Origin of the sequence: Cupriavidus sp. USMAA2-4, from assembly GCF_001854305.1 — a bacterium.
Taxonomy (GTDB): Bacteria; Pseudomonadota; Gammaproteobacteria; order Burkholderiales; family Burkholderiaceae; genus Cupriavidus; species Cupriavidus malaysiensis.
The window spans coordinates 111,936-133,739 of sequence record NZ_CP017749.1 but is presented as its reverse complement, the minus strand read 5'-3'; the positions used below and the strand labels follow the sequence as shown (position 1 = coordinate 133,739).

The 21,804-nt window shown below is 70.7% G+C and carries 16 protein-coding genes; 13 read left to right on the top strand and 3 right to left on the bottom strand.

The window, feature by feature from the left end; translation table 11 throughout:
• Positions 1-35: 35 nt before the first annotated feature.
• A complete protein-coding gene (locus BKK79_RS20790; RefSeq protein ID WP_071038640.1) occupies positions 36-1,274 on the bottom strand; it encodes a TetR/AcrR family transcriptional regulator in 1,239 nt (412 codons plus the stop codon).
• A 268-nt stretch (positions 1,275-1,542) separates the two neighbouring features.
• Here BKK79_RS20790 and BKK79_RS20785 point away from each other — a divergent pair, with 268 nt between their 5' ends.
• Together BKK79_RS20785 and BKK79_RS20780 are read left to right on the top strand one after the other, a co-directional pair.
• Complete coding sequence (locus tag BKK79_RS20785) at positions 1,543-1,932, top strand: lysozyme inhibitor LprI family protein (protein WP_071018967.1); 390 nt, start codon at positions 1,543-1,545, stop codon at positions 1,930-1,932.
• A gap of 20 nt (positions 1,933-1,952) precedes the next feature.
• Positions 1,953-2,816: an N-acetylmuramoyl-L-alanine amidase family protein gene (locus BKK79_RS20780; RefSeq protein WP_071038639.1), complete on the top strand. Its 864-nt coding sequence runs from the start codon at positions 1,953-1,955 to the stop codon at positions 2,814-2,816.
• 59 nt (positions 2,817-2,875) lie between these two features.
• On the opposite strand, the gene BKK79_RS20775 is transcribed toward BKK79_RS20780, so the two are convergent.
• Both BKK79_RS20775 and BKK79_RS20770 read right to left on the bottom strand, forming a co-directional pair.
• A complete protein-coding gene (locus tag BKK79_RS20775) occupies positions 2,876-3,487 on the bottom strand; it encodes a DUF2239 family protein (protein ID WP_071038638.1) in 612 nt (203 codons plus the stop codon).
• 149 nt (positions 3,488-3,636) lie between these two features.
• Positions 3,637-4,542 carry a LysR substrate-binding domain-containing protein gene (locus BKK79_RS20770; protein ID WP_071018972.1) on the bottom strand — a complete coding sequence of 302 codons (906 nt, stop codon included), beginning with the start codon at positions 4,540-4,542 and terminating at the stop codon, positions 3,637-3,639.
• A gap of 178 nt (positions 4,543-4,720) precedes the next feature.
• Here BKK79_RS20770 and BKK79_RS20765 point away from each other — a divergent pair, with 178 nt between their 5' ends.
• The 11 genes from BKK79_RS20765 (at position 4,721) to BKK79_RS20715 (ending at position 21,789) form a co-directional block, all read left to right on the top strand.
• The gene (locus BKK79_RS20765; protein ID WP_071018974.1) at positions 4,721-5,713 is read left to right on the top strand and encodes a Bug family tripartite tricarboxylate transporter substrate binding protein; all 993 of its coding nucleotides are present in this window, start codon (positions 4,721-4,723) and stop codon (positions 5,711-5,713) included.
• A gap of 1,100 nt (positions 5,714-6,813) precedes the next feature.
• Positions 6,814-7,836 (top strand): DUF1338 domain-containing protein, encoded by a 1,023-nt coding sequence (locus tag BKK79_RS20760; RefSeq protein WP_071038637.1) that lies wholly within the window; start codon positions 6,814-6,816, stop codon positions 7,834-7,836.
• Positions 7,837-7,887: 51 nt separating this feature from the next.
• A complete protein-coding gene (locus BKK79_RS20755) occupies positions 7,888-9,117 on the top strand; it encodes an aminotransferase-like domain-containing protein (protein ID WP_071018977.1) in 1,230 nt (409 codons plus the stop codon).
• A 127-nt stretch (positions 9,118-9,244) separates the two neighbouring features.
• Positions 9,245-10,195 carry a TauD/TfdA dioxygenase family protein gene (locus BKK79_RS20750; RefSeq protein ID WP_071038636.1) on the top strand — a complete coding sequence of 317 codons (951 nt, stop codon included), beginning with the start codon at positions 9,245-9,247 and terminating at the stop codon, positions 10,193-10,195.
• 173 nt (positions 10,196-10,368) lie between these two features.
• The gene (locus BKK79_RS20745; protein WP_071018981.1) at positions 10,369-11,394 is read left to right on the top strand and encodes an ABC transporter substrate-binding protein; all 1,026 of its coding nucleotides are present in this window, start codon (positions 10,369-10,371) and stop codon (positions 11,392-11,394) included.
• A 1-nt stretch (position 11,395) separates the two neighbouring features.
• On the top strand, positions 11,396-12,241 hold the full coding sequence (locus BKK79_RS20740; protein ID WP_071038635.1) for an ABC transporter ATP-binding protein: 846 nt from the start codon (positions 11,396-11,398) through the stop codon (positions 12,239-12,241).
• A 78-nt stretch (positions 12,242-12,319) separates the two neighbouring features.
• A complete protein-coding gene (locus BKK79_RS20735) occupies positions 12,320-13,210 on the top strand; it encodes an ABC transporter permease (protein WP_071018984.1) in 891 nt (296 codons plus the stop codon).
• Positions 13,211-13,392: 182 nt separating this feature from the next.
• The gene (locus tag BKK79_RS20730; RefSeq protein ID WP_071018986.1) at positions 13,393-14,163 is read left to right on the top strand and encodes a class I SAM-dependent methyltransferase; all 771 of its coding nucleotides are present in this window, start codon (positions 13,393-13,395) and stop codon (positions 14,161-14,163) included.
• 307 nt (positions 14,164-14,470) lie between these two features.
• On the top strand, positions 14,471-16,279 hold the full coding sequence (locus BKK79_RS20725; RefSeq protein ID WP_071038634.1) for a DUF2138 domain-containing protein: 1,809 nt from the start codon (positions 14,471-14,473) through the stop codon (positions 16,277-16,279).
• The gene (locus BKK79_RS20720) at positions 16,276-16,965 is read left to right on the top strand and encodes a DUF1175 domain-containing protein (RefSeq protein WP_071038633.1); all 690 of its coding nucleotides are present in this window, start codon (positions 16,276-16,278) and stop codon (positions 16,963-16,965) included. The genes BKK79_RS20725 and BKK79_RS20720 overlap by 4 nt, the downstream gene beginning before the upstream one ends.
• A gap of 120 nt (positions 16,966-17,085) precedes the next feature.
• Positions 17,086-21,789, top strand: coding sequence for an alpha-2-macroglobulin family protein (locus tag BKK79_RS20715; protein ID WP_071040266.1), 4,704 nt, complete (start codon positions 17,086-17,088; stop codon positions 21,787-21,789).
• Positions 21,790-21,804: the final 15 nt, after the last annotated feature.

Sequence of the window (21,804 nt, the reverse complement as noted above, 5' to 3'; positions counted from 1 at the left end):
GGCAGGTGCCGCTGCGCTGCGGTGCTTGGGGGCGCTCAGTCGTGCGCGAACAGGCCGAGCAGCAAGGGACGGATGAACAGCTCGGGCGCGTTGTCGGCCGAGGCATCCTCGACCCAGCGCCGCAGTTCCACCGCGGCATTGATCATGCCGTTGACCAGCGAGGCGCCGACGGACTGGTCGAGCGGGCGGATCGAGCCGTCCTGCATGCCCTGCACCAGGAAGCGCGCGAAGCGCGCCGACAGCCGCGCCATGGTCTGCATGCGGGACTGGCGCATGTCCTCCGGCAGCGCGCCGTAGATGGACAGGCGCAGCAGCGGCCCCCGGCTGGAGAACTGGTAGTCCACCAGCGCGCGCGAGACCGCGCACAGCTTGTCCCAGCCGCTGCCCGGGCCGGCCTCCACGCGCGACTGCGTGGTGCGGATCACCGTGAACATGCGCTCGAAGCAGGCGGAGATCAGGTCGTCCTTGTTCTCGTGGTGGTGGTAGAAGGCGCCCTTGGTCAGGTTCAGCCGCGCCGAGATGCGGTCGGCCGAGGCGCCGCGGTAGCCCTGTTCATTGAGCAGCTCGGTGGCGGCGCGCAGGAAGGCTTCCTGGGTCCCGTCCGGCATGTCGAGCGCGGGCAGCGCCAGCGCGCCGGGCGCATGCCAGCGCGTGCCGGGGGCGGCGAAGCCGTTGAGCAGCAGGTCGACCATGGTGTCGGCCGCCCTGGGGTAGTCCTGCGGCTCATAGCGGTCCGCCCAGGCCGCGGCGCCGGTGGTCAGCGACAGCAGCAAGTGGGCGGCGGCGCCGAGGGCGGCACGCTCCGCGGCACCGCGCGGGGCCGCCTCGCCGTCGCGCAGCAGGCGGCGGATGCCGCGGAACATGTCGTTGTAGGCATCGAACGCGGTCGCCGCATGGCTGTCGGGCAGCGCGCGGATCTCGCGGAAACTCATCATCTCGGGGCGCTCGCCGCTGGCCGTGCGGGCCAGGCGCTCGAAGTAGCGGGCGACGAAGGCGCGCACCCGCTCGGGTGGCGTGGCTTCGCGCGCGGCGAGCCCGGCCATCTCCACCATCTCGCCGATCGCGCGCAGCAGGCAGGCGACGACCAGGTCTTCCTTCTTGCGGTAGTAGTAGGTGATGCTGTTGGTGCTGAGCCCCACTTCCTGTGCCACGTCGGACAGCGTGGTGCCGCGCACGCCCTTGTGGTTGAAGAGCCGGGATGCGGCGGCCAGCACCGCTTCCTGCTTCTCGACGTAGCGGCGCGTCGGCCGGATTTCCGTCTGGTCCTTGAGCATGCGTTGGGCGCGGATGAAGATAGGTGGTATCGGGCGGGGCGCGGGCAGGATGGCGCTGGGCGCGATTATAGCGGGGTGCTTCGGCCCATGCGCCATGCTGGCTGCCTGGCGCGGCGCCGCAGGTCCGGTGCCCTGGGTCGGCGCGTCGCTTGGCGCATCAGCGGAGTCCGTCGACGAATTCGTCATTGCGCCGACTAGAATAGCGGCGCCGCCGCGCCCTCGCGTGCCGGCGCTATCTTTCCCGACATTCATCGCAGACAGGAATCCCATGAAAGCCATCCTCCCCGCCCTGACCCTGGCATTGCTCGGACTGGCCTCCGCCGCGGCGCATGCCGAAGGGGAGTGCGACAAGTACCGCACCAGCTACGACAAGACCTATTGCTTCGCCAAGCTGTTCGTGGAGTCCGACAAGGAGCTGAACGCGGTCTACGGCGAACTGCGCGGCGTCATCAAGGAGGGGCCGAAGCAGAAGCTGAAGGACACGCAGCTCGATTGGATCAAGTACCGCGATGCCTCCTGCGAGTCGTCCGGCTCGATCAACGTGGATTGCAACTACCGCGTCAACCGCGCGCGCACCGAGTACCTGCGCGACCGCCTGCGCGAATGCAAGGCCGGTACCTGCCGCGACGACATGATCGCCGGCAAGTCGTGGAACTGAGCGGACATGGCCGGCGGCGCATGCTGCGCTGCCTGGCGGGCCTGGGCAGCCTTGGGGCCCTGGGCGGACTGGTGGCGGCCCACGCCGGCGAGGCCGGCGAGGCCGGCGCCATGCCGCCGCTGCGCATCGTCATCGATCCCGGCCACACGCCCGCGCAGGGCGGCGCGCTGGGCATCCGCGGACTGCGCGAGGTGCGCTACAACGATGCGCTCGCCGCCAGGCTCTGCGCGGCGCTGGAGGCCGCCGGCTTCCGTGCGCGGCTGACGCGCGCGCCGGACCAGGAAATCGGCCTGGACGAGCGCGCCGCCCTGGCCAACGCCTGGCATGCCGACCTGTTCCTCGCCATCCATCACGATTCCGCCCAGCCGCAGTACCTGGAGAGGATCCAGGCCGGCACGCTGGAAGCCTATCGTACGCGCCAGCCGATCGCCGGCTATTCGCTCTTCATCTCCGGGCGCAATGCGCGTTTCGCGCGCAGTTACGCCCTTGCCGAGCGCCTGGGCGACGCCTTGGGCCGGCTCGGCCGCCCTCCGGCCCTGCATCATGCCGAGCCGATCCCGGGCGAGAACCGCGAACTGCTGGACCGCGCGCGCGGCATCTATCGCTTCGACGACCTGGTGGTGTTGCGCAAGACGGAGATGCCGGCGGTATTGCTGGAGGCCGGCGTGATCGTCGATGCCGGCGACGAAGCCTATGTCAGCGACGAGGCCAACCAGCGGCGCATGGTGGCCGCCATCGTGGCGGCGGTGCGGGCGTATGCCGCGGATGCTGTCGCGCTGCCAGCGGCCGGACCTGCGCGCCCGGCCCGGGCTTGCGCATCATCGGCGTCCGCCGCCTCAGCGGTCTCGGCGGCGTCCGCCGCCGTGCCGGCTTCCCGACCCTAGTCCGGGGCACGGCATAGCGGCGGACTCGCTGCCGCCAGGCAGCGCGCAGCGTGCGGCGTTCAGTCCTCCGGCCCGGCGGCCGGCAGCTCGCCGCTGGCGAGGCGCGCGGCATGGTCGCGCACGTCGGCCGGCCAGCCGGCGATCTGCGCGGCGAAGCGCGCCGCGTCGTGGGCGAACAGGGCGCGCGCGGCTTCTTCGAAGCCGGGCAGGTCGCCGGCGAGTGCCGACATGAAGTGGTAGGCGCGCTCCTGCGCGAGCCGCAGGCGGTCGCGCTCGCCGTGGGCGCGGCGCGCTTCGTCGACCAGCTTGCGCAGCGCGACCGAGGCGCCGCCGGGCTGCGACGCCAGCCATTCCCAGTGCCGCGGCAACAGCGTCACCTCGCGGGCCACCACGCCCAGCTTGGGGCGGCCGCGGCCCTTGGGCCGGGACGAGGCGCTGTCGTCGCCGGCGTCGGCTGGCGCTTCGGCATCCGTTGCCGGCGCGAAGCGCGCGCGCACCTCGGCCTCGCTGCCGCGGATGTCGATGTCGATCGTGCGGCCGGTGCCGTCATCGAAGATCAGGACGGGGTCGCCTTCAGGGGCTTGCCTGACTGCCAGGGCGACGCTGGCCAGCGAGCCCGAGGCGAGCAGGCGGTGGCCGGCGAAGGCGGTGTAGGAGGGGGGGTATGCCACGGTGGTGTCGGTGCGATTCGGGGTGCTGGATAATACCCGGGTAAAAATTGATTTTCAAGGTTGCCGGGGGGGAGTCCTGGTGCCGGCGGGGTGTGCTGGCTCCGGCGCGGGCTGGATCGGCGGGCGTTGTACTGGCGCAGGCGCGCACCTCACCCCTGGCCGTCCGCGAATGCCCCCGCCGCCTCCAGCAGCCACTCCCGCAGCCGCAGCATGGCGTCGCTCATCGGCCGCGAATCCGGCGAAACCAGGTAGTAGGCGCTGGTCGAGCGCAGCGAATGGGCGACCGGGATCACCAGCAGGTCGCGCGCCAGGTATTCTTCGACCAGGAAGCGCGGCACCAGTCCCACCCCCAGTCCCGCGCGCGCCGCGCTGATCACCATGCTGTGATGCTCGAAGCGCGCCCCGCGCATGGCGTTGACCTCGTCGAGGCCGGCCGATTCGAGCCAGTGCTGCCAGTCGAAGCGGCGCGTGGCCAGGTGCAGGCGCGGGGCCTGGGCCACGTCCAGCGCGGTGATGCGCCGCTTGCCGCCGAAGAAGCCGGGGTGGCAGACCGCGACCGATTCCTCGCCGAACATGCGCTCGGCGCGCGCGCCGGGGTAGGCGGCCTCGCCGAAGTGGATGGCGGCGTCGTAGGGCGTGCCGTCGAACAGGAATACATCGGATTGCGCGCTGATATTGACCACCACCTGCGGATGGCGCGCGTAGAACGCCGGCAGCCGCGGGATCAGCCACTCGACCGCCAGCGTGGGCACGCAGGCCAGTTCCACGCTGCCGCCGGCACCCTCGTGCGCCATGATGTCGAGCGTGTCGCGCTGGAGCTGGCGCAGCAGCTCGCGTACCTGGCGGCTGTACAGCGCGCCGGCCGCGGTCAGCGTGATGCGCTGGTTGGCGCGGTGGAACAGCTGCACGCCGAGCAGGCTTTCGAGTGCGGCGATCTGCCGCGAGACGGCGCTTTCGGTGATGAACAGGTCGGCCGCGGCGCGGCGCAGGTTCAGGTGCAGCGCGGCGGCCTCGAAGGCGCGCAGGCTGCTCAGGCTGGGGAGGCGTTGCCGCATCGGGGGAGGATGTCACCGGTGGGCGACTTGATGACTAAAGATCATCATCCTATACCGAAATCTCGCTTGAAACCCTGGACTTGATGAGAAATCATTCGGTCTCACGCGGCTGCCCCGCCGCAAGAAACAGATTTCTCGTCACATCCACGATACTCAGACACAAAGACAGGGAGACAAGATGAAGGGTTTCACCAGCGTCCTCGCCAGCACCGGCCTGGCGGTCGGCATGGCCGTATCCGGCCTGGCCATCGCCGCCGACTTTCCCGGCAAGCCGGTCCGCATCATCGTGCCGTACCCGCCGGGCGGCACCACCGACATGGTGGCGCGCCTGGTAGGCGACCAGCTCACCGCGCTGTGGAAGCAGCCGGTGCTGGTCGACAACCGCCCCGGCGCGGGCGGCATCGTCGGCACCGGCGCCGCGGCCAAGTCGCCGGCGGACGGCTACACGCTGCTGATGGGCTCGGTCGGCGAGTTCGGCATCAATCCGACGCTGTACAAGAAGCTGCCGTACGATGCGGCGGCCGACTTCGCGCCGGTCTCCCTGGTGGCGCGCGTGCCCAACGTGGTGGTGCTGTCGCCGGCCTTCGCCGAGCGCGCCCGCGTGCAGACGCTGGCCGAGTTCATCGCCTACGCCAAGTCGCATCCGAAGCAGGTCAACATGGCCTCGGCCGGCAACGGCACCTCGACCCACCTGGCCGGTGAGCTGTTCCAGCGCATGACCGGCACGGAGATGAGCCACGTGGCCTACAAGGGCAGCAGCCCGGCCATCTCCGACCTGATGGGCGGCAGCGTCGACGTGATGTTCGACAACCTGCCGGCCTCGCTGCCTTTCATCCGCTCGGGCAAGCTCAAGGCCCTGGCGGTGACCACGCCGGCACGCTCGTCCGCGCTGCCCAATGTGCCGACGGTAGCCGCCGGCGGCCCGGTGCCCGGTTTCGACGCCAGCCCCTGGTTCGGCCTGCTGGCACCGCGCGGCACGCCGTCGGCGGTGGCGCAGAAGATCAGCCAGGACCTGGCGAAGGTGCTCGGGGAGCCGGGCGTGCAGGCCAAGATGCGCGAACTGGGGGCAGAGCCTGCGCCGACCACGCCGGAGGCGTTTGCCGAGGTGTTGAAGCAGGATCGGGTGAAGTGGGGGGAGATTGTGAAGATGTCGGGGGCGTCCGTCGATTGACGATGGTTGGATGGTGGATTCGAGTGTCGGAGTGTTCGGGGTTCCAGCGGTATTTCGGACGATGTCGGCAGGTCGTGGCAGCGGTTTGTTTTGGCGCCGGAGACGCGATGCTCTGATGCTTGGATTCGGGGGGTGTTGGTCTGCGAGGCAACAGCCTGTTTCGGCTCTCGTGTCTTGGTGCTTGTCTTCGGGCGGTGTTGGTGTGCGAGGCAACGGCCTGTTTCGACTCCCCTGCGGGGAGCCGACTCACTTTCTTTGTCTCGCCAAAGAAAGTAAGCAAAGAAAGGCGACCCGGGTGCGGCGACCCCCCCTCGCGAATTAGCCCCGGCCGCCGCGCCCGTCCGAACTCGCGGCCTGCGGCCGCTCAGACAGCGGACGGGCTTCATCGGCGGCCGGGGCTAATTCGCGAGGCGCCGCACACGGGAGGGAAAGGCCAACCGTTGGTCTGCGAGCGGGCTCACTTTTGCATAACGGCCAGGTTTGCTAAGCCTTTGTGTTCGGCCAGCTGCTGGCCGAACACCCCCACCCGAAGCGAAGCGAGGCGTGGCGTCTGTTCCCTGCCGTGTGCGGCGCCTCGCGGGCTGAGGCAAAGAGCGGAAAAGAGGGCCCCCTGTCTGAGGATCGCCTTAAGGCGATCCGAGTTGGGGCCCGGCCGCTCTTTGCCTCAGCACGCGAGGGGTCTTTGAGCCGCACCCGGCGCGCCTTCTTTGCCTACTTTCTTGGGCAAGACCAAGAAAGTAGGTCGGCTCCCCCGCAGGGGGAGTCGAAACAGGTCGTTGCCTCGCGACCCGGCACCGCTCGAACCCACGCGACAAGCGCCAAGTTACGATGGTTGGCCGGCTCCCCGCAGGGGAGTCGAAACAGGCCGTTGCCTCGCAGACCAACACCGCCCGAAGACAAGCACCAAACACCAAGCACCAAACACCAAGCACCAAACACCAAGCACCAAACACCAAGCACCAAACACCAAGCACCAAACACCAAACACCAAGCACCAAGCACCAAACACCAATTCACCTCGATCCCCCAATACCGCCTGCCAGCCACCGCCCCCCGGCAAGCACCCCCAGATCTTTCCCAGCAACACCCAATAAATCGCCATGAACACCAACATCCTCTCCCTAGTCTCCCTCAACCTCGGCCCCGCCACCGCCGAACGCCTGGCCGCGCTGGTCGCCACCCCCGCCGGCCTGCCGGCAGGCGAACCCGGCCGCCCGGCCCGCGCCGAGATCGCCCACGCGCTGAACCTGGTGCTGTTCTCCGGCATCCTGGAGCGCGTGCCGACCGGCAAGGCCTACACCGAGGACGTCGCCGCGGCCGGCGGCAAGGTGGTGTTCGACCATGGCGCGATCCGCACCGTGCGCTGGGCCGACAACGGCGCGCTGCCCGGCGGCGAGGCAGCCTTCACGCGCATCCTGCGTCCGCTCGGCTACCGCCTGAACGGCACCTATCCGCTCGACCGCATCGGCATGACCGGCCGTTCGTACGCGCATGAGGATGCGCCCGAGGAGATCGCACAGTTCTTCGTCAGCGAGTTCCATCCGGAGCGCTTCAGCGAGGGCTTCCAGCAGGCGGTGAGCCGCGTCGTCGGTGCTTCGGCCGATCCGCTGACGCCGCGCGCGCAGTCGCTGTTGTGGGAGCTGGAGCGCGACGGCGCGCTGCCGCAGGCGGAGGCGGCCGAGCTGATCGGCGTGCTGGCGCGCTGCTTCGAGCGCCAGCATGGCGCCCCGCGCCTGGAGGACTACGAGCGCCTGTTGCAGGAGTCGGCCGAGATGGCGTGGATCGCCACCGAAGGCAATGCCTTCAACCATGCCACCGACCGCGTCGAGGACGTGTTCGCGCTGTCGGAGCAGCAGAAGGCGATCGGCCGCCCGATGAAGGAGAAGGTCGAGGTGTCGCGCAGCGGCCGTGTCAAGCAGACCGCCTTCCGCGCCGATCCGGTGCAGCGTGCCTTCGTCGGCGCCGATGGCGCCGAGGTGCGGCGCGAGGTGCCGGGCTCGTTCTACGAGTTCATCACGCGCGACACCTTCGTCGACGAGGCGCAGGCGGTGACCCGTACCGACCTCGGCTTCGATGCCGGCAATGCGCAAGGCATCTTCAAGATGACCGCCGCGGCCTGCTGAGCGCGCCTTCCCGATTGCCCCCGATCGCCCCCGAAACTGCGAGAAAGCGCCATGAACACTGCCTATCCCTTCGTCCCCGCGCTGCGTGAACCGGAGGGTTCGCCGATCCGCGAGCTGTTCAAGTACCTGTCGGATCCGCAGATGATCTCCTTCGCCGGCGGCTACCCGTCGGCGGCGTTGTTCGATGCGCCGGGCATCGGCGCGGCGTCGGCGCAGGTGCTGGCGCAGCGGCCGGCCGAGTGCCTGCAGTACGGTGCCACCGAAGGCGCGCCGGCGTTGCGGCGCGCGCTGACGGCCTTGATGGCCGAGCGTGGCGCCACGGTGGCGCCGGAGGAGTTGCTGGTGACGACCGGCTCGCAGCAGGGCTTCGACTTCCTGGTCAAGGCCCTGGTCGAGCCGGGCAGCCTGGTGCTGGTGGAGGAGCCGACCTACTCGGCGACGCTGCAGGCGCTGCGGCTGGCCGGCGCCGCGCTGCGCGGCATCCCGGCCGACCACGAGGGCATCGACGTGGAGGCGCTGGAGGCGGTGCTGGAGGCCGCCGCGGCAGCCGGCGAGCGGCCGCGCCTGCTGTATGTGGTGCCGACCTTCGCCAACCCGACCGGCGCCACGCTGTCGCTGCCGCGCCGCCTGCGCCTGCTGGAGCTGGTGGCGCGCCACCAGGTGGTGCTGGTCGAGGACGATCCCTACGGCGCGCTGAGTTTCGACGGCGCGCCGCCGCCGTCGCTGCTGTCGCTGTGCGCGCAGGTGCCGGCCGCGCGGCCGTGGGTGGTGCACCTGGCCAGCCTGTCGAAGACGCTGGCGCCCGGGCTGCGGCTGGGCTGGCTGGCGGGGCCGGCGGAGATCGTGCGGCGCGCCGTGATCGCCAAGCAGGTGTCGGACCTGTGCACGCCGCCCTGGCTGCAGCTGACGGCGGCGCAGTACCTGGACGACGGCCGCCTGCCGGCGCAGGTGGCGCGCGAGGTGGCGGCCTACCGCGACAAGCGCGACCGCCTGGCGGACGCGCTGCGCCAGGCCTTCGGCGCGCGCATCCGCTTCGCGCTGCCGGCCGGCGGCATGTTCCTGTGGGCGGCGGTCGACGGCATCGAGGACGCGGCGGCGCTGCTGCCGCACGCCATCGCCGAGAAGGTGCTGTTCGTGCCCGGCGCGGGCTTCTATGCCGAGCGGCGCCCGCGCGCGGCCTTCCGCTTGTCGTTCGCCGGTGCCGACCCGGCGCAGATCGGCGAGGGCGTGGCGCGGCTGGCGCGCGCGGTGGCGCAGGCTGCGCCACCCCATATGCGCTGAACGGATAAGGGCGAGCGATTTCATTCGTTGTCGGAGCATCGCCCCGTCTTTAGAGTGCAAGGCTTGAACGGTCGTGCGCGTGGGACATGTCCCGGCGCGCACGCCTCCCCCCGTTTCCGAGCCTGCCATGACGACTGCATTCCAGACCGCGCCGCGCGCCGCCCGGCCTGAGCCGGCCCCCGCCGCGACTGCCACCGCCACCGCCACCGCCACCACCGGGGCTGCCGTCCCCGTCGAGATCCGTCCCTTCGACGCGCCGCTGGGCGCCGAGGTGATCGGCCTGGACCTGTCCGCGCCGCTCGGCGACGCGGAGTTCGCGCGCATCCACCGTGCCCACCTCGACCATCATGTGGTGGTGTTCCGTGACCAGCGCATCACGCCCGCGCAGCAGGTGGCCTTCAGCCGCCGCTTCGGTCCGCTGCAGATCCACGTGCTGCACCAGTTCCAGTTGCCGGGACACGAGGAGATCCTGGTCGTCTCGAACGTGATCGAGAACGGCCGGCCGATCGGCCTGGGCGACGCCGGACACTTCTGGCACTCCGACCTCTCGTACAAGGAAAAGCCCAGCCTGGGTTCGCTGCTGCACGCGCAGGAGCTGCCCGCCGAAGGCGGCGACACCCTGTTCGCCAACATGCACCTGGCCTGGGACACGCTGCCCGCCCACCTGCGCCAGGCGGTGGAAGGCCGCAAGGCCGAGCACACCTACCTGGCCAAGTACGCCGAGCTGCAGCGGCGCAGCCCGTGGCGCCCCAATCTGAGCCCCGAACAGATCGCGCAGGTGCGCCCGGTGCTGCAGCCGGTGGTGCGCACCCATCCGGAGACCGGCCGCAAGGCGCTCTTCGTCAGCGAGCACTTCACCACCCGCATCGAGGGCCTGCCCGAGGACGAGAGCCGCGACCTGCTGGAGCAGCTGTTCGCGCACAGCACCCGGCCCGAGCATATCTACCGCCACCGCTGGCAGCCGCACGACCTGCTGTTCTGGGACAACCGTTCGCTGCTGCACCTCGCCGCCGGCTGTCCGGACGCGCAGCGCCGGGTGATGTACCGCACCACCATCGAAGGCGACCTGCCGGCCTGACGCCTGCCTGTCCGCCGCACGGGATGCGCCCGGGGTCCGGGTGCCCCGGCCCCATGTACTGCTGCCTGCGCGTCGCCGCACGCTGCCTGTCGCGCCACCTGCCACGCCGCCTGCCGCGCGGCGCGGCCCGGTGCCGCCCCGACTGATTCCGCCCAGAGACTTCCGGAGCCGCCATGCCTGCCTTTTCCTTCCGTTTCCTGTCCCGCCGCCGCGCCGTCGCCATGACCCTGGCCGCGGCGCTGGCCTTGCCCGGTGCCGCCATGGCCGAGGGCCGCCTGCGCATCGCCGAGCAGTTCGGCGTGGTCTACCTGCTGCTCAACGTGGCGCGCGACCAGCAATTGATCGAAAAGCACGGCAAGCAGCAGGGCGTCGACATCAAGGTCGAGTGGACCCAGCTGTCGGGTGGCGCCGCCGTCAACGACGCGCTGCTGTCGGGCGCCATCGACATCGCCGGCGCGGGCGTGGGGCCGCTGCTGACACTGTGGGACCGCACCCACGGCAGGCAGAACGTCAAGGGCGTGGCTTCGCTGGGCAACTTCCCCTATTACCTGGTCAGCAACAATGCCAAGGTCAAGAGCATCGCCGACTTCACCGACAAGGACCGCATCGCCCTGCCGGCGGTGACCGTGTCGGTGCAGTCGCGCGTGCTGCAGCTGGCCGCAGCCAAGCAGTGGGGCGACAAGGAATACAACCGCCTCGACAAGTGGACCGTGGCGGTGCCGCACCCGGACGCCGCCGCCGCCATCATTGCCGGCGGTACCGAGATCACCGGGCACTTCGGCAACCCGCCGTTCCAGGAGCAGGAGCTGGCCGGCAATCCGAACGCGCGCATCGTGCTGAATTCCTATGATGTGCTCGGCGGCCCTAGCTCGGCCACCGTGCTCTACGCCACCGAGAAGTTCCGCCAGGACAACCCCAAGACCTACCGGGCCTTCGTCGACGCGCTGGCCGAGGCGGCGAAGTTCGCCACCGCCAATCCGGAGGGCGCGGCCGACATCTACCTGCGCGCCAGCAAGTCGAAGACCGACCGCGCGCTGCTGGTCAAGCTGCTGAAGAACCCGCAGGTGCAGTTCAAGGTGGCGCCGCAGAACACCTTCGTGCTGGCCGACTTCATGCATCGCGTGGGGGCCATCCGCAACCGGCCGCAGTCGTGGCAGGACTACTTCTTCGCGGATCCCGCCACCGCGCAGGGGAGCTGAGATGAGCGCGCCGCAATCGTTGCGCGTGGTCGCGCCGGCGCCGCTGCTGCAGGTCGACGGCGTCTCGCTGGAGTACCGCACGCGGCAGCGCGTGGTGCGCGCCACCCACCAGGTCAGCTTCGACGTGCACGCGGCCGATCGCTTCGTGCTGCTGGGCCCTTCGGGCTGCGGCAAGTCGACGCTGCTGAAGGCGGTGGCCGGCTTCGTCGCGCCCAGCGAGGGCGAGATCCGCCTCGAAGGCCGGCGCGTGGCCGCGCCGGGCCCCGACCGCGTGGTGGTGTTCCAGGAGTTCGACCAGTTGCCGCCGTGGAAGACCGTGCGGCAGAACATCATGTTCCCGCTGCGCCAGGCACGTGGCATGTCGCGCGCGCAAGCCTCGGAATGCGCGCTGCACTATCTCGACAAGGTCGGCCTGGCTGGCTTCGCCGATGCCTATCCGCACACCCTGTCGGGCGGCATGAAGCAGCGCGTGGCGATCGCGCGGGCGCTGGCGATGCGGCCCAAGGTGCTGCTGATGGACGAACCCTTCGCCGCCCTCGACGCACTGACCCGGCGCCGCATGCAGGAGGAGTTGCTGGCGCTGTGGGAGGATGCCGCCTTCACGCTGCTGTTCGTCACGCATTCCATCGAGGAGGCGCTGGTGGTGGGTAACCGCATCCTGCTGCTGTCGCCGCATCCGGGGCGCGTGCGCGCCGAGCTCAACAGCCACCAGTTCGACCTGGCCAGCCAGGGCGGCGCCGAGTTCCAGGCGACCGCGCAGCGCATCCACCGGCTGCTGTTCGAAACCGGGACGGCGGGCGGGGCCGAGGGCACCACCGCCAGCGCCAGGACCGCGCAGGCGCGCTGAGCGCCGCGCGCGGCATCGCGGCGGGTCGCGCACCGCCGCGCAGGGCCGGGATGGTACCGGCCGCAACAGGATCTCATCATGTCTTTCCCATCCCCCGGCGCGGTGTCCGCCGCGCCCCCGGTCCGCCCCGAGTACGAGCGGACCCTCGCACCTTTCACCGCGGCGCCGCTGGCACGCCCGCTCGCCTGGCACCGCCGCCTGTGGCAACAGGGCTGGCTGCGCAAGACGCTGATCCTGGTGGTGCTGGCCTGCCTGTGGGAAGTGCTGGCGCGCGTGCAGGACAACGAGCTGCTGTTGCCGACCTTCAGCGCCACCGCGCGCGCCTTCCTCGACGGCATGGCCAGCGGTGAGCTGCCGGCCAAGGCCGCGGTATCGCTGGCGGTGCTGCTGCAGGGCTACCTGGCCGGCATCCTGCTGGCCTTCGCGCTGACCACGCTGGCGGTGTCCACCGAGATCGGGCGCGACCTGCTGGAAACGCTGACGGCGATGTTCAACCCGCTGCCGGCCATCGCGCTGCTGCCGCTGGCGCTGCTGTGGTTCGGGCTGGGCTCCAGGAGCCTGGTCTTCGTGCTGATCCACTCGGTGCTGTGGCCGCTGTCGCTCAATACCTACGCCGGCTTCCGCGGCGTGCCGGAGACCCTGCGCATGGCGGGCCGCAACTATGGCCTGCGCGGCTTGCGCTACGTGCTGCACATCCTGGTGCCGGCGGCGCTGCCCGCCATCCTGTCGGGGCTGAAGATCGGCTGGGCCTTCGCCTGGCGCACGCTGATCGCCGCCGAACTGGTGTTCGGCGCCTCGTCGGGGCAGGGCGGGCTGGGCTGGTTCATCTTCCAGAACCGCAACGAGCTTTACACGGACCGCGTGTTCGCCGGTCTTGCGCTGGTGATCCTGATCGGCCTGCTGGTCGAGAACCTGGTGTTCCGCACGCTGGAGCGCCTGACGGTCGGGCGCTGGGGCATGCAGCACTGAGGACCCGCCGGCGGGACGGCGCGCCGGTCCCGCGGGCAGAGCCGGGCGGGCCTGCACCCGCCGTGCGGCAGCTTGCGGGACGCCGCCGGGCAGGCTAAGGTAGCGCGGCGCCGGTCCCGGCCGCTGGCCGCGCGGCGCCGTTGCCAGCCAACCACCCGCCAACTTCCTCTCCTCCTGCCGCCATGTCCAGCATCCACCACGCCGCCGCCCAGGGCTTCGCCAGCCAGGCCGATACCTATGCACGGGGCCGTCCCGACTATCCCGCCGCGCTCGACGGCTGGCTGCGCACGCAGCTCGGCCTCGGGCCGGGCAAGACCGTCGCCGACGTCGGCGCGGGCACCGGCAAGTTCAGCCGCCTGCTGGCGCGTACCGGCGCCCATGTGATCGCCGTCGAGCCGGTGGCTGCCATGCGCGCCCAGCTGGTGGCGGCGGTACCGTCGGCCGAGGCGCGCGAGGGCACCGCCGAGGCGCTGCCGCTGGCCGACGCCAGCGTCGACGCGGTGGTATGCGCCCAGGCCTTCCACTGGTTCGCCAACCCGGCCGCGGTGGCCGAGTTCCGCCGCGTGCTGCGCCCCGGCGGCAAGCTGGGCCTGGTGTGGAACGTGCGCGACGAAGCGGTCGACTGGGTGGCGCGCCTGACCGCCATCATGACCCCGCACGAGGGGGACGCGCCGCGCTTCTACAAGGGCGACTGGAAGCGCGTCTTCCCGGCCGAGGGCTTCGGGCCGCTGGAACTGTCCAGCCTGCCCTACGAGCACGTCGGGCCGCCGCAGCAGGTCATCGTCGACCGCGTGATGTCGGTGAGCTTCATCGCCTCGCTGCCGCCGGCCGGGCAGGACGCGGTGCGCGCGCAGCTCGAGGCGGTGATCGCCACCTCGCCCGAACTGGCCGGGCGCGAGACCGTCGCCTTCCCCTACCGGACCGAGGCCTACTGCTGCACGCGGCTGGACTGAGGCCGGCGTGGCGGACAGCGTTCCCGTCCGCCCGTTCCTGTGCGGGGGTTCCCAAGATTCAGCCGGATCAGCGGATGGCCGGGGATACGATCCGGGCGTGGTCGTGTGTCGTCCGCTTCTCTTCCTGGGCTGGAATTGCGGACAATTCGTCATGCGGATTGCGTGGGGGCCGAGCAACGGAGGGCCTGCAACGGTGGATCATCTCGCCTCTTGCAAAATGCATGCGGCCGGCATGCCGCCACAGGGAGGAATGAAGTCCCGGTGAGAGGCAGCCGCTTCGTTGTGAAGATGTTCGATGGCGGGAACGATGAAACTGACGCGCAGGAAGGTCGTGCTTGGCGCGGCCGCCCTCGTAGTGGCCACCGGGGCGGTGGTGCAATGGGTCTGGCATCCATTCGGCGGGCGGCCCTGGAGGGGGCAGGCCCATCAGGTGGCGTTGGATTTCGCTGCGCCGGACGCGCTGATCGACAGCGAAAGCCTGTCCCGCCTGCCGCGCGACATGTTGCGCGTGCCCTTGCTGCGCGACGTGCTGAGCGAGGACTTCGTCAACTACTACGAAGACAACGAGGGGCGGCTGTCGGTAGCCGGGGCGCTGCGGCGCATTGCCTTCGAACATGATCTCGACTGGACCGAGGCGCTGCTCCAGCGCGTGTTCGACGAACCCGCGCGGGTGATGCTGTGGCGCGGGCCGGATGGCACGCTGCGCTACTGGGCGCTGGCCATGCAGCGCAACGGCCTGGCCAAGGTGCTGCAGGCGCTGGCGACGGTGGCGCCGGGCGACAGCCAGCTCAGCCGCGTCGGCGAGGTGGGCGGCGCGCCGCTGTATGCGCTGCGCCTGAATGCCGCGCGCAGCCTGCTGGTGGCGGGCAAGGGCGAGCGCCTGGTAGTGCTGTCCGAGGCCGGCATGCTGCTGGACGCGGAAAGCCAGCCGATCGGCGCCCGCGCGGGCGCCGTGGCAGCCTGGCTGGGCGACGATGCCGGGGCGCGCGAGACGCCCGCGCGCACCTTCGCGCTGGAGCCAGCCGGGGCGCGCTTCTCCGGGCACCGGCTGGTGGTCGGCACGAACTACCTGTCCTTCGGCTACCAGACCTTCTTTCCGGCCATCGAGGCCCTGCGCTTCGATTTCCCGGGCGGCGCGGACAACAAGCCGGGCGGCAGGGCCGACTGGCATAGCGCGGCGCTGGTCGATGGCGCCAGGCTGCCGGAGCGCTGGAACACGGCGGCGCTGTGGCAGGCGCTGCCGGCCGACCCCGCTGCCTGTGCGACCTTGCCGGTCGATTGGCCGGCGGCAGGCAAGATGCTGCAGGCCATCGGCGGTGAGGCGGGGCTGGCTGCGCAGCGCGGCGAGGAGAACCAGGAAAAAGGGCTGGCTACGCGGATAGGCGAGGCATTCTCGGGGCCGGCGGCGGTCTGCTGGTACGGCAAGTCGGGCCTTGCGGCGCCGCTGTTCGCGGCACGCCTGAAGTCGCCGCAGGCGGCCGCCGCGCTGCGCCCGTTGCTGGGTGCGCTGTTCGCGCAAGTCATCGGTGCCCACGAACCCAAGGCCGACGGCGGCGACGGCACCTACCGGCGGCTGCCGGTGCAGCATCGCGAAGAGGCCGGCGCCAGCGTGTGGACCCGCCCGGTCAGCTCACCCTACGGCACACAACGCACCAAGGGATCCCCCTTTGCCACCCAGCTCGCGGCCGGCGCCTACTTTCCCGTGACGCTCGCACTGGCCGGCGATACCGTGCTGTTCTCGCCCGATGCAACCCTGGTCGAGGATGCGCTGGCGGTGGCGGCCAAGCGCTTCCCGGCGGCCGCCGACAGCATGCCGCGCGAACTGCTGGCACGTACCGTGCTGGGATTCACGCCATCGACGCTGGCGTCGCTGGCGCGCCGCGAGGCGACCGACGCGCTGCCCGCCGAGCAGGAGGCCGTGTTCCTGAACGCGGCGCGCGCGCACCTGTTTCCCAAGCTCAAGATGCTTTCAGCCTATCCGGCCGTATCGCTGGTGCTGCCGGACGGCCTGCCCGCGCAGCGCGGCTGGGTGCCGGTGGCGTGGCGGCAGGCCGGCCCGTCGCCGGCCGGGGCCGCCGCGCCGGTCGGGCCGCCGGGTCAGGAAGGCGAGCAGTGATCGGCCGGCGCCGCATCGTGCTGGCGGCACTGGCCGCGGGCCTCCCGCTGGCCGGCACCGCACCGGCCCTGGCCTTGTCGGCGCCGGTGGCGGATGCCGCCAGCGTGGACGACCTGGACCCGGCGCAGTCGGCCGCCTTCCGTGCCTGGTTCGTGCGCATCGTCGGTGAGCAATTGCGCCAGGGCCCGACGCCGCGCTGGTACCAGCGCGATTGCGCGGGCCTGGTGCGCTTCGCCGTAGGTGAGGCGCTCAAGGTGCACGATGCGCGCTGGCTGCGCGCCAACGGCATGCAGGATGGTGCCGCGGCGCGTCGCCTGCCGCCGGAACTGAGCCTGAGCCCGGCGCAGCGCGCGCTCGGCCAGCGCTGGACGCGCGCCGACGGCAGTACCGGCGCCTATGCCTCGGCGCTCGCGCTGGTGCAGGGCAACAGCCGCTTCGTGGCGCGTAGCGTCAACCAGGCGCAGCCGGGCGACCTGCTCTTCTTCGACCAGGGCGACGAGCAGCACCTGATGATCTGGATGGGCCGGTACGTGGCCTATCACACCGGCACGGTGACGCCGTCGGACAATGGCCTGCGCGCCGTCACCCTTGCACGCCTGATGGAGTGGAGCGATTCGCGCTGGCAGCCCCAGGATGCCAATCCCAACTTCATCGGCGTATTCCGATTCGCCTTCTTGTCGAGGTAAGCGACGATGCCAGTCGTGAAGCTCCGCACGCGTGCACCGCTAGAGCGCACCGATTCCGCCCGCACGGGTGCCTTTGCCACGGCTGCCCGTGCCTGGGCCCGATTCGCCTGCCTGCTGCTGATGCTGTCGGTGGCGGCGGGCGGCCCGTCAGCCTTTGCCGCCGGCGGCGCCACGCTGGAGACCGTGCCGTCGAGCAACTACACGGCGCTGCGCGGTCAGTCCTTCTTCCTGTTGTCCGATGCCAGCTTCGGCAGCGACCAGGTGGCGCAGGTGCGCCTGGAGGCGCCGGGCCGCGAGTACAAGGCTGAGCTGCAGCAATACGGTGGCGCGGACATCCTGGTCTACCGCGTGGAGAATCCGCTCGCCTTCCTGAAGGCGCAGAAGAACCTGCACCGCCTCGACGTCAAGGCCGATTACCGCGGCGAGGGCATGGCCAACACGCTGTCCTACCTGTGGGACAACTGGTACAAGAAGGCGCGGCGCGCCTGGCAGCGCGTGCTGTCCTTCGCCACGCGCAGCCAGGCGGTGGAAGACGCGCCGCAGTTCAGCATGGGCGACCAGATCGCCCAGCCGACCCGCTTCGAGAGCAACCCGCAGTTCGCGCCGCTCAAGGGATACCCGCTGGTGTCGCGCTTCCGTTATCCGATCTGGGATGCCAAGGAGATCGAGCCGCCCAAGGGTGCCAGGCTGGAGGGCAGCAGCAGCGAGTTCCTGCCGCGCGATGCCGGCAATGTGATGGTGCCGCTGGGCAGGCTCAAGCCCGGACTGTACATCGTCGAGGGCATCATCGGCAGCTACCGCGCGCATACCCTGCTGTTCATTTCCGACACCGTGGCCGTCATCAAGAGCACGGCCGGCGGCATGCTGGTGTGGGCCGCCGATCGCCGCAGCGGACGCCCGGTGGCCGGTGCCAGCGTGGCCTGGTCCGATGGCCTGGGCGTACTGCAGAGCGCCGGCACGGGGGCCGACGGCATCGCCGAGCTCAAGCACGCCAGTCCCGAACGCAGCTACCTGCTGGGCCAGGACGCCGATGGCGGCGTTTTCATCTCGGAGAGTTTTTACTACGACAGCGAGATCTACAACACCAAGCTGTACGCCTTCACCGACCGGCCGCTGTATCGCCCGGGCGACGAGGTGCGTGTCAAGTTCATGGGGCGCGATTTCCGCAGCGCGAACGAGTCGGCGCCGGCCGCGGCCGGCGACATCAAGCTGGCGGTGCTAGATCCCAACGGCGCCCCGATCGCCACGCTCGGCGCCCGCCTGACCGGCGACGGCGGTGCCGATGTGCGCTTCGCCCTGCCCGACAATGCGCTGGCCGGCGGCTATACGCTGCGCTTCGACTACGGCGGCAATACCTATGGCGGCGCCTTCCGCGTGGCCGAGTACATCAAGCCGCATTTCGACATCAACCTGGCACTGGACAAGGCTGACTACGCCACCGGCGAGACGGTCAGGGGCAAGATCCAGCTGCGCTATCCCGATGGCAAGCCCGTCAAGGCGGCGCGCTTGTCTGTCACGCTGCGCGCGCAGCAGGTGACCATGGTCGAGGGCGAACTGCGCTATGCCGGCATGTTCCCGCTCAAGCTGGAACAGCAGGAACTGGTCACCGACGGCAGCGGCAACGCCGCGCTGACCCTGCCGCCGGCCAAGGACCCGAGCCGCTATGTCTTGACGGTGTTCGCCAACGACGGCGCGGCCTATCGCGTCAAGGTCACGCGCGAACTGCTGATCGCACGCGGCGCCACGCCTTACAAGCTCACTGCGCCGGCCAACTTCACCAATGCCGGACAGAGCGTGACCTTCGAACTGGCGGCCCTGGCAGCCTCGACCGGGGCGGCGCAGGGACCGGCCCAGGCGCCGGCCCAGGTGCCGGCCAAATGGGAACTGCTGCGGCTGGAGTCGCGCAGCCGCACCGAGGGCAAGCTGGGGGCCGCTGCCAATGGCGTGCTGTCCTTCCCCGTGCGCTTCGAACAGCCGGGCTCCTACACGCTCTCCGTCAAGGATGCCGCGGGCAACCTGCTGGCCGCGGCCAGCCACTGGGTGGCCGGCGACGGCCTGCAGACCGTGCCCGGGAATATCGAGATCGTGTTCGACCGCGACCGCTACAACGTCGGCGATACCGCCGAGGCGCTGGTGACCTTCCCGTTGCCGGTGGAGGATGCGCTGCTGACGCTGGAGCGCGACCGCGTCGAGCGCCGCGGCCTGCTGTCCAAGGGCGGCGACTGGCTCTCGCTGCAGAAGGTCACGGACCGGCAGTGGCGCGCCCGCATCCAGGTGGGCAGGGAATTCAGCCCGAACATGACCTTCTCGGTGCTGTACGTGAAGGACGGCGACTACGTGTTCCAGAATGCGGGCATCGCGGTGGCTCAGCCCGCCATCGCGCTGACCGTCAAGAGCGACAAGGCGGTCTACGCCCCGGGCGAGACCGTCACGCTGGACCTCGGCAGCGCCTTCGACGGCAAGCCGGTGCCGGCCAACCTGACCGTCAGCGTGGTCGATGAGATGGTCTATGTGCTGCAGCCCGAGATCGCGCCCAGCATCGTGGACTTTTTCTACCATCCGCGCCGCAACAATGTGCGCACCACCTCGAGCCTCAATTTCATCGGCTACGATCTGGCCGCGTCAGGCCTGTCCGGGGCCGGAGGTCCCGAGCGCGGCCGCTACAACGAACGCGGCGTCAAGGTGCTGGAACGCCCGCGCCGCGATGAACAGGACACCGCGGCCTGGGTGGCCGATCTGCGCACCGATGCCAGCGGCCGCGCGCGGGTGACCTTCACCATGCCGGACTCGCTGACGCGCTGGCGCATCACCGTGCGCGCGATGGCGGGCGATGGCATGGTCGGCCAGCGCACGGCGAGCATCCGCTCGGACAAGGATCTCTACCTCAAGTGGACCGGCCCGCGGCACTACCGCGGCGAGGATGCGCCCCGCATCGACATGGTCGTGTTCAACCAGGGCGCCCGGGACGCCGTCGCCGATCTCGTGGTGACGGGCGCGGGCCTCAACCTCAGCCAGGGTGTCACGCTCAAGCGCGGTGCCAATTACCTGCGCCTGCCGGTGGCCGGCGGCGCCCTGCGGGGCGGCGTGATCAGCGCCGAGCTGAAGCAGCAGGGCCGTACGGTGGACCGCCTGCAGACCACGCTGCGGGTCGAGCCGAGCGGCTGGCTGTCGCCGCGCGAACTGGTGCTGCCGCTGACGGGTGCGGAGGCGGCACTGAACCTGCCGGCCGACGCCCAGGACGTGCGGCTGCGCCTGGTCGACAGTGCCGCCAGCCAGTTCGCCCGTGTCGCCGACGACCTGCTGGACTACCCCTACGGCTGTGCCGAGCAGACCGCGAGCCGGCTGATCCCGCTGGCCCTGGCCCGGCGCAGCCTGGCCGCCGCCGGTGCCGACACCGGCAACACGACGCAGGGGCTCGACGCGCTGCTGCGCACGCAGCGCCAGCGCCTGGCTTTGCTGGCCGGTGTCAACGGGCAGTTCGGCTGGTGGGGCGACCAGGTGGGCGACAGCGCGCTGCTGACCGCCTATGCCTACTATGCCGATTGGCTGGCCAGCCGCGCCGTCGGCATCAGCCTGCCTCCCGAGCACTGGAAGCGTACCTTGGACGCCTATCGGCAGGCGCACAATGAGCCGCTGCTGCATCGCATGCTGGCGCTGTGGTTCATTCACGAGATGGAACTGCCGGTGGCGACCCAGCTCGGTGGCGTGGCCGCCGAGCTAAGCCGTCCCGCCGGCGGGGCCGCTGCCGCAGTCGCGGCAGCGGGCGAGAGCCTGGTGTTCGCCGCCCCCGATTCGCCGCAGGGCCGGCGCGTGGCGACGGTGCTGGCCGCCCAGCTCTACCGGCAGATCGGCCAGCCCTTGCCCGAAGGCCTGTCCAGCGCGGCCGACGCCGCGCGCGAGGCGTTGGCGGCCGACCCGGCGCCGCTGGTGCAGAGCCTGCTGCGGATGGACGGCAAGGGTGCCGCCGCGGCGGATGTGCAGGCACTGCTGGCGCGCGCCAGTGCTGCGAGCCCCACCATCGACCGTGCCGTGGCCCTGATCTGGCTCGACAAGGCGCTGGGTGGCGGGCTGAGCCGCGGCCTGGCCGCGCAGGCCCAGGCGGTGCCGCGGCCGCCGCAAGGCGGCTGGCGGGCCGGGCGCGGCGCGCTGGGCCTGCCGGAGTGGCGCTGGACCGGCGCCCAACTTCCGGCGACCCTGTCCCTGGGCGTGCCGCAGCGTGCCGAGGCGGCCTCGCGGTCCTCCGACATCAATGCAGTGGTCTCTTATCGCAGCCGTATGGCCGAGGCGGCGAGCCTGCCCATCGGCATCGAGCGCAGGCTCTACCGCCTGGTGCCGGTGGCGGGTACCAAGGACGACAAGGAAGCGGGCGGGAGCGCACCCGGCACGGCCGGCCTGGATTTCGTGGCCAGGCCGGTCAAGGCCGGTGACAAGCTCGACAGCAATACGCTCTACGTCGACGAGATCGTGCTGACGCCGCGCCAGGGTGCGTACCGCTATGGCCTGCTCGAGGTGCCGCTGCCGCCGGGTGGCGAGGTGGAAGGCACCACCTGGGGCCTGCGTATCGACGGGCTTCCCGATCCGGAAAACAAGGCGAGCGGACTGCAGGCCTTCCAGCGCGCGACCACCTATGAGATGGGCATGCTCTCCTACCACCAGCCCGTGATTGCGCTTGAGCATCCGGCGGTGCTGCGGCAACTGGTGCGCTTCTCGTTGCCCGGCCGATTCCGCTTGCCGCCGGCGCGTTTCTTCCGCATGTACCAGCCCGAGGCCAAGGCGCTCCAGGGCGACGGCAAGACCGCGGCCTACCCGCTGACGGTGGAGTGAGGCGGCGATGGGTGT